This is a genomic window from Paenibacillus sp. SZ31 (genome assembly GCF_012912005.1).
GTDB lineage: Bacteria > Bacillota > Bacilli > Paenibacillales > Paenibacillaceae > Paenibacillus.
The window spans coordinates 19,208-32,568 of sequence record NZ_JABBEA010000010.1; the positions used below are offsets into that span (position 1 = coordinate 19,208).

A 13,361-nucleotide genomic window follows, 5' to 3' on the forward strand; every position below is an offset into this window, starting at 1 on the left:
CCTAATTCCTCCCGGCAATGCGCTCCGCCGCAATCCGGAGCAACCGATGAGCCACATCGTCCTTGGCTATCACTGGAAGCTCCTCCACCAAACCCTCCCGGTCATAGATATGTACCGCGTTGGTGTCTGTTCCAAATCCTGCACCCGTGCGGGTTACGTCATTGGCTACGATCAGATCACAATTTTTCCGTTCCAATTTCTCACGAGCATACATCTCAACCGACTGAGTCTCCGCAGCAAAACCAATCAAAAACTGATGGGTTTTCTGTTTGCCCAGTGTTTCAAGAATATCTATATTTTTAACAAGTTCGAGCGACAGCGTGTCGCCTTTCTTCTTGATCTTCTCGGTATAAACTTCCTTTGGACGATAATCGGCAACTGCCGCCGCCTTAACCACGATATCTGCATCGTCCCACTCGCGTGTTACCGCTTCATACATATCCTGTGCAGACTGTACAGGGATCAACTCAACATTCTCCGGTGGCTTGGCTTGGGTACTGCCCATAACCAATTTCACATCTGCCCCCAGATCACGCGCAGCTGCGGCTATGGCAAATCCCATTTTGCCAGATGAATCGTTCGTAATATATCGTACTGGATCAATGCGTTCAATCGTACCTCCAGCCGTAACGACTACCTTCTTGCCATGTAACAATGGAGCTTGTCCCTGCCGACTAATGTCTGCAGACTCGCGCTGTTCAAAGAAACGTTCCACCACATCCACAATGCTCTCCGGTTCTTCCAGACGTCCCTTGCCCACATATCCACACGCAAGCAGACCTTCACCCGGTTCAATCATCATGGCGCCCCGTTCAACAAGCAGGCTCATATTATGCTTTACAGCTGGATGATCATACATATGTACATTCATAGCTGGTGCAATCATGACAGGGGCTGTCGTGGCAAGCAACGTCGTTGAGAGCATATCATCTGCCATGCCATGCGCCATCTTGGCAATCACATTCGCTGTAGCCGGAGCAACCAGAACAAGATCAGCCAGATCGGCCAGATGAATATGAGATACGACTGCCGGCTCACGCTCATCAAATGTATCGGTATATACGGTGTTTCGGGTCAACGTTTGTAGCGTTAATTCGGTAATAAACTGTGTAGCGGAAGCTGTCATAATTACATGAACATCCGCTCCCTTTTGCACCAGTCTGCTGCATAATGTTGCCGCTTTGTAAGCGGCTATGCCGCCTGTCACACCAAGCACGATTTTTTTACCGTTCAACATGTTTACTTCCCCCGATATTTATACGACGTCTAATTATTAAGATTCCGTTAAAATATGCTTATTCGTAAAAAAATAACAACCTCGCGGTTGTCAATTAATCCGGCTTACGCCGTATGCAGTTGAAGAGCAGCCGCAGGCGGCTTACTCTTCTTCTTCGTCCTGTCCTTTGATGACAACGAGCAGGTCTCCATAGATTTCTTCCAGTGCAACGCCAACTTGTTTATGGGATCTCGCACCTCTTAAATCCGTTTTTTCACCTTCACGTAGCTGTCTAGCCCGGCGGGAAGCAGCAACAACAAGGGAATACTTGCTGTCGACTTTGTTCATCATTTCATCAATAGAAGGATACAGCATATTAACAAACACCTCTTCGCATTAGTATAATCGCAAGTTGCCGCCTGACAGAACTGATGTGGCATGTCTTCACATTCAGGCAGTCCGAGAGGACTACTTGAGTATATGATATGACAACTGCCCCACTTATATCGCATTCTGCAGCGGCAAAAGGGATTATTTATTGATCTTACAATGTTCGGCGATTATGATGCTTTCTATTCTCTTGCACGCCAAATCAATTTCATCATTAACAACAGCGTAATCATACTGCTCCAGCAGACTGATCTCATCGACCGCCACAGACATCCGGTGATCAATGGTCGCTTGACTTTCAGTACCACGACCCTGAATGCGATCTTTCAGCTCGTCCAATGAAGGAGGAAGCAGGAAAACAAAGATGCCTTCCGGGAATTTCTCTTTCACTTTTAACGCGCCTTGAACCTCAATCTCCAGAATGATGTCGCGGCCTTCGTTAATCGTTTTCTCTACAAAATCACGCGGTGTTCCGTAATAATTACCGACATACTCCGCATGTTCCAACAATTGATCTTCAGCAATCATGTTCTGGAACTCTTCATGACTTCTGAAGAAATAGTTCACACCATGTTCTTCACCAAGACGAGGCTGACGGGTTGTCGCCGATACGGAATAGATCAATTCCGGCACCCGTTTGCGCAAAGCGCTGCATACTGTACCCTTCCCGACCCCAGATGGGCCGGACAACACTACTAGTAATCCCTTAGACATATTACACTCCATTTTATTCGTCGTTATCATCATCTTTCGAAGAAAGACGATGGGCGACCGTCTCCGGCTGAACTGCAGACAGAATGACATGATCGCTATCCGTAATAATTACGGCACGAGTACGTCTTCCGTACGTTGCATCAATCAGCATGTGACGATCTCTTGCCTCTTGTATAATTCTCTTGATCGGCGCCGATTCCGGACTCACGATGGATATAATCCGGTTCGCCGATACGATGTTACCGAATCCAATGTTAATGAGTTTGATTGCCATAATCAGGTTCTTCCCCCTATACATGCGACTCTTATGCCGAAATGTGGCCGTTCATTCGATATTCGCCGCTTGCTCACGAATCTTCTCCAGCTCCGCCTTCATCTCGACAACACGGTTCACCAGAGCCAAGTGGTTGGCTTTTGATCCAATCGTATTGACTTCCCGATTCATCTCTTGAATTAGAAAGTCCAACTTACGACCTACCGGTTCATCACTCTTCAGCAGTTTCCTGCTCTGTCCAAAGTGACTGAGTAGACGCGTAAGCTCCTCTTCTATGTTAGAACGATCGGCAAACATTGCAATTTCCATACCCAATTTATGCTCATCAAAAGGGAAAGAGCCTTCTTCCTGCATTTCCGTAAGCCTCTGCCTTAACTTGTTGCGGTAATCACTCACCACAGTCGGTGCAAGAGCAAGCATCTCGGTATGCAGTGACTCCAGACGGATAATCCGCCGTTCCAGATCACTGGCCAGATGAAGACCCTCGCGTGCGCGCATCTGCTCCAGACTGGACAGAGCCTCTCTCAATCCTTCCTGCAAAACTCGCTCCCATTCGTCTTTCTGCTCTTCGGGAATGGAACTTGTCCCATCCGAATGAACCATGACGTCCGGCAGCCCAAGCATATCCACAATACTTGGTTTTCCGTGCATTCCATATTGAGTCTCCAGTTGCTCTGCAGCCTGCAGATAGGCCCTGACCGTCTGTTCATTCAGAACAGCGGGAAGAGCCTGGTCTTCCTCTTTTTCTTTCATTACATAAACATCAATCCGCCCACGTTTCAAACGACTCTGTACGATCTTCCTCAAACCGTCTTCATAATACGTCCACTCTCTTGGCAGACGCATCATCACTTCGCAATAACGATGATTAACAGATTTGATCTCTAATTGTACCTTATAGCCGCCAAAATGAAAGGCGGATTGACCGTATCCGGTCATACTGAATGACATCGGCATCACATCCGTTTTACTATTGTAATTGATTATTAGGGTTGAAACAAGTAGGACATTGATGCTCCGACTTCTCCCATACATATTGAGTCAGTTCAGCCGTCATGCCGTAGAACATAAACGGTGTCATGAGATAGATGCCTTTGAAATGCGCTGTGGCTACGTCCAGCAGTTCCTTAGCAATTTTTACCCCCATCGCACGACCCTCTTCACCTTCCAGACCTGCCATCCGGGAACGCACTTCATCCGAGAGCTGGATTCCCGGAACCTCGTTGTGCAGATACTCTGCATTCCGTCCACTTGCCAGTGGCATCACACCTACAAAAATGGGCACATCCAGATGTTTGGTCGCTTCGTGCATTGCTACAATCAACTCAGGATCATAGATCGGTTGTGTCATGATGTAATCAGCGCCAGAGGCAATTTTCTTCTCCAGACGTTGTACAGCTTTCTCCAAATATTTCACATTAGGATTAAATGCCGCCCCGATGACAAAGCCAGCTTTCTGCTTCAGCGGTTTACCCGAGAAGGCCACCCCATCGTTCAACTGCTTGATCATGCGTATGATTTCAAAAGAAGTCAGATCGTATACCGAGCTTGAACCTGGCAGATCGCCAAATCTTGCAGGATCACCTGTAACAGCCAGTACATGATTAATGCCCAGAGCATCAAAACCCATCATGTGGGACTGCGTTCCAATCAGGTTCCGGTCACGGCAGGCAATATGCACCAGTGGACGAAGGCCCGTGCGATCCTGAACGAGGTGACCCAGCGCCATGTTGCTCATCCGTGTAACCGCTAATGAATTGTCCGCCAGGGTCAGGGCATCCGCTCCTGCTGCTTTCAGAGTCTCGGCACCTTTCATGAACTTGGCAATGTCCAGGTCACGTGGCGGGTCAAGTTCAACAATGACTGTGTGACGTTGCTTGACCAGATCAACGATCGTAGGCTGTCCGCCACGTCCGGAACGCTCATCCACATTTTCATGCAGCACGATACGCGCTTTGGTTTCTGACGGATCAGGCTCCAAGATGGGCGAAGGGACATAGTTAGCGAGTGCCTCTTTCATTGCGGTAATATGATCAGGTGTCGTACCACAGCAACCGCCAATAATACGAGCGCCCAGTTCAGCAAATTGCACTGCCGTCTGACCAAAGTACTCTGGAGTCGCACCATAACGGAACTGACCATCGACATAGTCTGCTGCACCCGCATTCGGATAAACAGACATCGGAATACCGATACGTCCGGAAACGGTTTCCATGGCTCGCATAATCCCGTTTGGACCTGAGCGACAGTTAAAACCGATCACGTCTGCGCCCTGCTCCCGCATGATCCGGAATGCTTCAGGCATCGTATATCCGTCCAGTGTGTGTCCTACATCCTCTACCGCGAACTGTCCAATCACAGGCAGATCGCTCAGCTTGCGCGCTTGCAAAAGGGCAATATCCATTTCCTCGATATCATAGAAGGTTTCAAGCAGAATGCCATCCACACCTTCATCAAGCAAAGCAAAGATCTGTTGTTGATAGAAGCGTTTCAGTTCACTTGTAGACACGTTCGTCCGCTTGCCACCTCGAATGGAACCAACTGCACCAAGCACATAACCGGTATCTCCAGCTATCTCTTTGGCAATGCGTACGCCGGCACGGTTCACGTCCTCCACCTTGGACTCCAGACCGAACTTGGACAACTTGTCGTAATTGGCAGAATACGTATTTGTTTCAAATACTTCTGTACCTGCGTCCCGATAACGGCGATGTACATCCGCCACCACTTCAGGTGAAATCAAGTTCAACTCTTCATATGAAATCCCTACCGGGAATCCCATTTGGTACAGAAATGTTCCCATGGCCCCATCTCCAACGAGAACCCGTTCCTGCATAGCTTTACGCAAATCCGCCTTCATCCCTTTTCCCCCCGCCTAGCTGTGATCATTTTCATACTAATGTAACACAAAAAACGCTAAAAAACGAAGAAAAACACAGGTTTTTAATGAGTATCCAGCTCATATGGACTTTCTTGCCATACAGCCCCCAATATGTCTCTGTACAGGAGACACGACCTGTCCTTTTTGACAAAAAAAGAGGCCCGCAGGCCTCTTGTGTTACACCGTTCACTTGATTATGAAGTGATTCCCTTAAAAACAACTTCAGCAGGTCCGGTCATGTACACATGATTGTCAGCTTCATTCCACTCAATATGGAGATCTCCACCCTTGAGGCTGATGATGGCTGTACGATCTGTATGTCCATTCAGGACAGAAGATACCAGTGTTGCACAAGCTCCGGTTCCGCAAGCAAGTGTTGGACCAGCTCCCCGTTCCCATACACGCATGTCCACATATCCACGGTCACGAACTGTAGCAAATTCCACATTGATTTTTTTCGGGAACATCGGATGTACTTCAAGAAGTGGGCCCCAAGTTGTGAGATCAAAATTCACAGCATCATCAACGTAGATGACGGCATGCGGGTTACCCATGGATACGGCAGTGAATTTGAATGCATGTCCATTCGCTTCAATGTAGTGATCAACCACTGGATTCGCATCCACCGTTGTAGGTACTTGAAGGCCGTTCAGGATCGGCTCACCCATGTCGACACGTACCGTTTCCACTTTACCATCACGAATGTTGAGACTTACAGGTTGTACCCCTGCACCAATCGTTTCAATGGTGATCTGCTCCTGGTTCACGTGACCATGATCGTATACATATTTGGATACACAGCGAATCGCATTACCGCACTGCTCTGCTTCCGAACCGTCCGAATTCATGATGCGCATCTGAAAGTCCGCCTTCTCTGAAGGCAGTATATAAACCAGGCCGTCCGCACCGATACCGAAGAAACGGTTGCACCATTTCACAGCCAATTCTGCTGCATCTGCCGGAAGCTCCTTTTCACCAAATACAACGATAAAATCGTTACCAAGTCCATGCATTTTCGTAAATTCCATAATCTTGCCCACTCCTTTTGGCAGTCTGTTGCCAAAGCTATATTCTTGCTCTTCTACAGGATCACCATAGAAATTCATATTCAACATTTGCACACAAAAAAGCTATCCTGCAAAATGCCAAAGCTGCCGCTTCGAATCATTTTGAGGATAGCATACCGAAATGGATCAGGAAAAGCTATTGATTTTATGCCGAAAACTTTGTACTTTTCGGTACGAAGCGGCCAGAACCACCCATGCGACGGCGGTTACGACGACCACCCCAGACGCTGCCTGCGCCCATAAGAAACGTCGGGATACCCGCAGCAACGATACAGATCGCCCATTCACGTAATCCCAGAGGTACGGTTTTGAAGATCGGCTGCAGCGGTTCAACGTACATTACAACCAGCATCAGTACAACCGATGAAATAACCGCAAGAACCAGATATTTGTTCTGTAGCGGATTCCGGTGGAAGATGGACCGCGAACTACGGCAGTCAAAGACATGAATAAGCTGCGCCAAAACGAGTGTAGCAAAAGCCACCGACTGTGCCTTGATCAGTTGCCCCGGGTTATCCGGTGCAGCCTGAAGGGTAAGCCAGAACGCTCCGAGTGTACATAATCCAATTAATACACCCCGGCTGACGATTTTCCAACCTAGTCTACGGGCAAAAATATTTTCCTTGGCGCCACGGGGTTTGTGTTCCATTAAATCTTTCTCAGGCTGATCTACCCCAAGCGCCATTGCAGGCAACCCATCTGTCACCAGGTTAACCCACAGAATTTGAATAGGCACGAGGGGAAGCGGCAAGCCCATCATCATCGCAAAGAACATTGTCAAAATCTCGCCCACGTTCGATGCCAGCAAATACCGGATAAACTTGCGAATGTTCTCATAAATATTACGTCCTTCTTCAATCGCAGCCACAATGGTTGAGAAGTTATCATCACTTAGAATGAGCGCCGAAGCTTCCTTCGTCACATCTGTGCCTGTAATGCCCATCGCGATCCCGATGTCAGCCGCTTTAATCGCCGGAGCGTCGTTCACTCCATCCCCCGTCATGGCGACGACATGCCCTTTGCGCTGGAACGATTTCACGATGCGAAGTTTATGTTCAGGAGATACCCTTGAGAACACGTAGATGCCCTCAACCTGTTTATCCAGTTGCTCGTCCGTCATGCCTGCCAGTTGCTGACCGCTTAGCGAGGCACCTCCACGTGGAAGAATCCCCAGCTGATGCGCAATGGCTTCTGCCGTTGTTCCATGATCACCTGTGATCATGACGGTACGTATGCCCGCCTTGCGGCATGTTGCAATCGCATCTCGCACTTCACGACGCGGCGGATCAATCATACCTGCAAGTCCGACGAAGACAAGCTGACTTTCGGCGGCGTGTTCGTCAGCCACTTTTTCCTCCGGTCGCACTTCACGATAGGCCATTCCGAGGACACGCAGTGCCGCTCCGGCCATGCTCTCGTTGGCTGCCATCACTTTTTGCCGCAGTGTTCCGGTGAAAGGTACGACCTTGCCTTCCCATAAAATATAACTGCAGTGTCCGATCAACACATCCGGTGCACCTTTGGTATAGATCATTCGTCCTCCCTGGTGATGAACCAGGACCGACATGCGTTTACGCTCCGAATCAAACGGGAACTCCTGCTGGCGGGCATACAACTCTTTGAGGCCAGTAGGCGTAAGCCCCATTTTGGAGGCCAGTGTAACCAGTGCCCCTTCCGTCGGATCACCCTTCAGCTCCCAGAATACATTATCTCGCTGGGCCGCTTCTTCTTTGTAATCATCTTTTTTTGTATTTTTCTTTTTGGTATCTTTGCCTTTTTTCTTGTTTCCTAATTCGTTTGAAACACTCTCCACAATACTCGCATTGTTGCAAAGTGCGCTGATCTGAAGCATTCTGCGTAGAGATTGGTCACTCTTCAATTCCACCGTTCGACCGTTCTCCAGCATCTGCCCCTCAGGTGCATAGCCATCCCCGGTAACCTTGATGCTGCGTCCCTCCAGCCACACATCCGTTACCGTCATCTTGTTCTGGGTGAGTGTGCCTGTCTTATCCGAACAGATTACGGACGCACACCCAAGGGTTTCGACTGAAGGCAGTTTGCGTACAATGGCTTTACGTTTGATCATTCGCTGCACGCCAAGTGCGAGTGCAATGGTTACAATGGCCGGCAGACCCTCCGGTATGGCTGCCACCGCGAGGCTGACCCCTGCCAGAAACATGCCAACAGCTGGTTGTCCGTGCAATATTCCTGCGACGACGACCATGACGGTTAATCCCAATGCGACAAAAATCAAAATTTTGCCCAGTTGTTCCAGCCTGTGCTGTAGCGGTGTTTCCTGCTCCTCCGTATTCTGGATCAGATCGGCAATTTTGCCCATCTCGGTCTCCATTCCCGTACGGATAACCACACCTTTAGCCGTACCACGCGTGACCATGGTACCCATAAAACCAATATTCTTCTGGTCGCCCAGCGGAACGTCCTCGTCGGCAATCGGAAGGCAGTGCTTGCTTACGGGAACCGATTCCCCGGTAAGCGCCGACTCCTCAACATCCAGACTGTTCGTTTGCAGCCAGCGTACATCAGCGGGGATGCGGTCACCGCTTTCAACCATGACAATATCCCCGGGTACGAGCTGTTTGGCGGCAAGATGTACTTCCTGGCCCGATCGAAGCACTTTGGCAAGAGGTGCGGACAACTGTTTCAATGCTCGAAGAGATCGTTCTGCCCGGAATTCCTGCACAAACCCCAGAATGGCATTCAGTACGATAATCGCCACGATCGTTACTGCATCCAGATACTCACCCAGCAATCCGGATACCAACGTTGCTCCCATCAACACCAGTACCATAAAATCCTTGAACTGATTCAAGAGCAATGTAATAGGAGAAATCCGTTTCCCCTCGCTCAGCTCATTTGAACCGACTACTTTCCTCTTCTCTGTTACAGCTTCATCCGTCAATCCTTCCTGCGGGCTGACGCCAAGAGTGTTACGAAGCTCTTCATCACTAAGTTGATGCCACTTGGTATGTTCCATGCTTCAAGGTTCCCTCCCAGTCTGTATTTCATCTGCAAAATAAGCTCACATGCTTCACCGGCGCGCTGGTCGACAGGCTGTACACTATGCCGGACAAACTACCTGCTCTATATGTATTCGGACAGGTCTGTGATTAGCACCCAAGAGGTGAATCCTTTCCCTGATGGACAGAATAGGCTAAAATAAAAGTCTGCGATGTTCTGCGCAGTACCGATTCCAGCGTTCAACAGGCAAGCAACGAAGAATCTGCATCCAGTCCTGTTTTTTTTACATAACCTGGTTGCTCATTTCAGTTATATAGATGAAGCATTTGGCATGATGATAAAATGCAGATGCTCGATAGAGAGAGGAAGTGGAAAAAATGGCATTGGACGGCATCGTAACACGAGCCATTGTTCATGAATTGCAAGGCTGCATTGGTGGACGTATCAGCAAGATCCATCAGCCGAATGGCCATGACGTAGTTCTCACACTGCGTGCTCAGCGCGGAAATAGTAAATTGCTTGTTTCGGCAAGCCCGACATATCCCCGTGTGCATTATACGGAAAAGACATTTTTAAACCCTACTGAAGCACCCATGTTCTGCATGCTGCTCCGCAAGCACTGTGAAGGTGCAATCATTGAGGAGATCCGTCAGATTGGCATGGAACGTATTATCCACATCAATGTGCGCCAGCGTGACGAACTGGGAGATGTTTCAGTTAAACGGATCATCATTGAATTGATGGGGCGTCACAGTAATATTATTTTGCTTGATCCTGTGACAGGAACGATTCTGGATGGCATTCATCATGTGACTCCTTCCATCAGTAGCTACCGGGTGATCATGCCCGGATTCTCCTATACCGCTCCGCCTGAACAACATAAAAGTAATCCGCTCGAAGTGAGCCGGACTGCATTCGAGGACAGCTATCATGCCGCTGAAGAAGAGGCATCCCGCTGGCTTGTGAATTCCTTTAGCGGTCTTAGCCCGCTGATTGCGGGAGAGATTGCCGCTCGTGGGACTTCTGCTGAAGACACGGTAAGCACTCAGGGGGTAGTGGAGGGTGAGAGCCGGATTGAGGCGGGGGCACTCTGGAACGCTTTTGAAGCTGTGATGGGACCTGTCAGAGATCATATCTACACGCCTGTAACCGGAATGAACGCCAAAGGCAAAATGATTTTCTCGGCCGTTCATCTTCAGAGCATTCAGGACTTGGAGAAAACCTATGACACGATGAGCAAGTGCATGGAGGATTATTACGGAGACAAGGCTGAACGGGACACGGTAAAACAGAGAGTAAGTGATCTGCTCCGTTTTCTGCAGAATGAGCGAAGCAAAAACATCAAAAAGCTGGACAACCTGAACAAGGACCTGCTGGAAGCGGACGATGCAGACAAGTTCAGACTATGGGGTGAGTTGCTGTTTGCCTCCCTGCATCAGGTCCACAAAGGGGACAAGAGTGTGGAGCTTGTGAACTTCTACGATGAAGACCAAGCCAACATTACTATTCAGCTTGATCCGCTGCTCACACCGTCTGACAACGCACAGCGTTATTTCAAGCGTTATAACAAATACAAGAATAGTCTGGCTGTCATTCATGAGCAGCTTGGCAAAACCAAAGACGAGATTGACTATCTCGATAATCTGTTGCAGCAGCTGTCCATCGCATCGATGAACGACATTGAGGAAATTCGGGATGAGCTTGTGCAACAGGGATACCTTCGTGACCGTAACAAAAAGGGTAAAAAGAAGAAAAAAAGCGACCGTCCGACCGTACACCAGTTCACATCCTCCGAGGGAATTGATATTCTTGTGGGCAAAAATAACCTGCAAAATGAGTATGTGACCAACCGTCTCGCTTCTTCCAACGACACTTGGCTGCACACCAAAGACATTCCAGGTTCCCATGTCGTCATCCGCAGTACGGACTTTGGTGAAGCTACATTGGAAGAAGCAGCACAGCTTGCTGCCTATTTCAGCCAAGCCAAGGAGTCCAGTAGCGTGCCAGTGGATTACACGTTTATCCGTCATGTACGCAAACCAAGTGGTGCGAAGCCCGGTTTTGTCATCTATGATCATCAGAAGACCTTGTTTGTCACGCCAAATGGTGAATTGATCAAGAGCCTGCCATCCACCATTAAAAATGGATAGTATATTATAGATGAAACAGTAACAATAGAAAAATCCCCTGACCATTAGCGGTTCAGGGGATTTTTGTTATTGCATTATTTGTTTGAGTGATAGGTGAAGTTCAACTTATTTATTACTCTTATTGAATATTAATTCATTTATATGTATAATAATTCAATTGTGATGAATAAAATTTGTAGTTAAAGGAAGTGTACCATGACCATACATATTCGAGAAACGCAACCTGATGATCTGAAACCCCTGATGGCATTAATGCATGACTATGTGGTGGGATTCTACAACAACCCCTGGCCTGGTGATCAATCCATCCAGCTCTTGATTAACAACCTACTTAATCAGCAGATCGGCGCTCAATTCGTGGCAGAACAGGACGGGGAGCTTATCGGATTTTCCACCCTGTTCTTTACCTACAGCACGATGAAAGCAGAGCGTGTCGCCATCATGAATGACCTTTTTGTTACGGAAACATTCCGAGAGGGCAAAGCGGAAGCCCAATTATTTGCACACTGCCAGCAATATACGCGTGAACAAGGATGTGCTTATATGTCCTGGATCACAGCAGTAACTAATGAGCGGGCACAGCAATTATTCGAGCGTCTTGGAGCTACACGTGGCGATTGGGTAAATTATTCGATTACATAGACTCTGATTAACACAAAAAAGGACATACACACATGAAGGTTTAGGTCTATCATGTTTGCATGTCCTATACTCCTTCGACCTTAAAATATATTCCAATAATGCAGAATTCATTTAGTCAGATAGAGCTTTACCACGTTTCGCCTATACTCCCTTTTGCTGTGAAGCAGCAGCCTTCAGCCTCTCCAACACATCAAGCGTTACGGTCTTGCTACCGAGATCCCCGTGGAAAACAACACCTTGCCGTTCACCGTGATAATCCGATCCACCAGTCTCAATGAGGTCATATTCCCGGGCCATCTCAGCATACCTGCGTTCCTCTTCCAGGCCATGGTCCGAATGAAATACTTCAATGCCATCTGGATGAGAGTCTTCGATGATGCGGCGTACCAGTTCATCATCATGATAGAGACCCGGATGGGCAATCACAGCGGCTCCACCTGCGACTCGGATCCACTCGCATGCATCCTTGGGTGCAACTCGAGGTACAGATACGAAGCCAGGCTTACCTTCCGCAAGATATCGATCGAATGCATCCCGCATGTCGATAGCATATCCCTTCTTCACCAAAACATCAGCCATATGAGGTCTTCCGATACTCTCATCCGGCTCTAACGGCCGTCCCAGCTCATCGAGTACCTCTTGCCAGGTTATATCAAGCCCGAGTTCCTGTAGCTTGCCAATAATCAGATGATTCCGCTCATCTCGCGCTTCTCGTAATCCGCGCAACCGTTGCAGGAACTGCTCATCCTCCGTATTTACGTAATAGCCCAGTACATGAATATCTTTGCCGCCAGCCCGGGTGCTGATCTCCACTCCAGCAATGACATCAATTTCGAACTCTTTCCCCGCTTGCTGTGCTTCTGCTACACCAGCTACTGTATCATGGTCCGTTAGGGCAACCGCAGATAGTCCTTTTTGTTTGGCAAGCTTCACATTATCAGCTGGTGGCTGCATTCCGTCGGAGGCCTGACTATGGGTATGAAGATCACAGCGTCCTTGGTGTTGATCCATGTACAACAACTCCTTTGTGTAAGTCATTTGGGTTAAA

At 48.4% G+C, this 13,361-nt stretch carries 11 protein-coding genes; 2 read left to right on the forward strand and 9 right to left on the reverse strand.

What is annotated here, in order from left to right:
- Position 1: 1 nt before the first annotated feature.
- From coaBC to HF638_RS18610, 8 genes are all read right to left on the reverse strand, one after another.
- On the reverse strand, positions 2 to 1,237 hold the full coding sequence (gene coaBC, locus HF638_RS18575) for a bifunctional phosphopantothenoylcysteine decarboxylase/phosphopantothenate--cysteine ligase CoaBC (protein WP_169481525.1): 1,236 nt from the start codon (positions 1,235 to 1,237) through the stop codon (positions 2 to 4).
- A 141-nt stretch (positions 1,238 to 1,378) separates the two neighbouring features.
- Complete coding sequence (gene rpoZ / locus HF638_RS18580) at positions 1,379 to 1,591, reverse strand: DNA-directed RNA polymerase subunit omega (protein WP_036614619.1); 213 nt, start codon at positions 1,589 to 1,591, stop codon at positions 1,379 to 1,381.
- A 156-nt stretch (positions 1,592 to 1,747) separates the two neighbouring features.
- Complete coding sequence (gene gmk / locus HF638_RS18585; RefSeq protein WP_017687445.1) at positions 1,748 to 2,320, reverse strand: guanylate kinase; 573 nt, start codon at positions 2,318 to 2,320, stop codon at positions 1,748 to 1,750.
- Between the two features lie 13 nt (positions 2,321 to 2,333).
- Positions 2,334 to 2,594, reverse strand: coding sequence for an extracellular matrix/biofilm regulator RemA (remA, locus tag HF638_RS18590; protein WP_006209218.1), 261 nt, complete (start codon positions 2,592 to 2,594; stop codon positions 2,334 to 2,336).
- A 51-nt stretch (positions 2,595 to 2,645) separates the two neighbouring features.
- Positions 2,646 to 3,545, reverse strand: a complete 900-nt coding sequence (locus HF638_RS18595; RefSeq protein WP_169481526.1) for a YicC/YloC family endoribonuclease — start codon at positions 3,543 to 3,545, stop codon at positions 2,646 to 2,648.
- 19 nt (positions 3,546 to 3,564) lie between these two features.
- A complete protein-coding gene (locus tag HF638_RS18600; RefSeq protein WP_169481527.1) occupies positions 3,565 to 5,454 on the reverse strand; it encodes a bifunctional homocysteine S-methyltransferase/methylenetetrahydrofolate reductase in 1,890 nt (629 codons plus the stop codon).
- A 215-nt stretch (positions 5,455 to 5,669) separates the two neighbouring features.
- Complete coding sequence (dapF, locus tag HF638_RS18605) at positions 5,670 to 6,503, reverse strand: diaminopimelate epimerase (RefSeq protein ID WP_169481528.1); 834 nt, start codon at positions 6,501 to 6,503, stop codon at positions 5,670 to 5,672.
- Positions 6,504 to 6,687: 184 nt separating this feature from the next.
- On the reverse strand, positions 6,688 to 9,537 hold the full coding sequence (locus HF638_RS18610; RefSeq protein WP_169481529.1) for a calcium-translocating P-type ATPase, SERCA-type: 2,850 nt from the start codon (positions 9,535 to 9,537) through the stop codon (positions 6,688 to 6,690).
- Positions 9,538 to 9,898: 361 nt separating this feature from the next.
- Here HF638_RS18610 and HF638_RS18615 point away from each other — a divergent pair, with 361 nt between their 5' ends.
- Positions 9,899 to 11,671 (forward strand): Rqc2 family fibronectin-binding protein, encoded by a 1,773-nt coding sequence (locus HF638_RS18615; protein ID WP_169481530.1) that lies wholly within the window; start codon positions 9,899 to 9,901, stop codon positions 11,669 to 11,671.
- Between the two features lie 195 nt (positions 11,672 to 11,866).
- Positions 11,867 to 12,313 (forward strand): GNAT family N-acetyltransferase, encoded by a 447-nt coding sequence (locus tag HF638_RS18620; protein WP_169481531.1) that lies wholly within the window; start codon positions 11,867 to 11,869, stop codon positions 12,311 to 12,313.
- A gap of 141 nt (positions 12,314 to 12,454) precedes the next feature.
- Here the strand turns inward: HF638_RS18620 and HF638_RS18625 are convergent, their stop codons facing one another.
- On the reverse strand, positions 12,455 to 13,324 hold the full coding sequence (locus HF638_RS18625) for a PHP domain-containing protein (RefSeq protein ID WP_169481532.1): 870 nt from the start codon (positions 13,322 to 13,324) through the stop codon (positions 12,455 to 12,457).
- Positions 13,325 to 13,361: the final 37 nt, after the last annotated feature.

Bases quoted from the DNA above. Each gene is read 5' to 3' on its own strand.
- coaBC (WP_169481525.1), bottom strand. From the start codon at position 1,237: ATGTTGAACGGTAAAAAAATCGTGCTTGGTGTGACAGGCGGCATAGCC.
- rpoZ (WP_036614619.1), bottom strand. From the start codon at position 1,591: ATGCTGTATCCTTCTATTGATGAAATGATGAACAAAGTCGACAGCAAG.
- gmk (WP_017687445.1), bottom strand. From the start codon at position 2,320: ATGTCTAAGGGATTACTAGTAGTGTTGTCCGGCCCATCTGGGGTCGGG.
- remA (WP_006209218.1), bottom strand. From the start codon at position 2,594: ATGGCAATCAAACTCATTAACATTGGATTCGGTAACATCGTATCGGCG.
- HF638_RS18595 (WP_169481526.1), bottom strand. From the start codon at position 3,545: ATGTCATTCAGTATGACCGGATACGGTCAATCCGCCTTTCATTTTGGC.
- HF638_RS18600 (WP_169481527.1), bottom strand. From the start codon at position 5,454: ATGAAGGCGGATTTGCGTAAAGCTATGCAGGAACGGGTTCTCGTTGGA.
- dapF (WP_169481528.1), bottom strand. From the start codon at position 6,503: ATGGAATTTACGAAAATGCATGGACTTGGTAACGATTTTATCGTTGTA.
- HF638_RS18610 (WP_169481529.1), bottom strand. From the start codon at position 9,537: ATGGAACATACCAAGTGGCATCAACTTAGTGATGAAGAGCTTCGTAAC.
- HF638_RS18615 (WP_169481530.1), top strand. From the start codon at position 9,899: ATGGCATTGGACGGCATCGTAACACGAGCCATTGTTCATGAATTGCAA.
- HF638_RS18620 (WP_169481531.1), top strand. From the start codon at position 11,867: ATGACCATACATATTCGAGAAACGCAACCTGATGATCTGAAACCCCTG.
- HF638_RS18625 (WP_169481532.1), bottom strand. From the start codon at position 13,324: ATGGATCAACACCAAGGACGCTGTGATCTTCATACCCATAGTCAGGCC.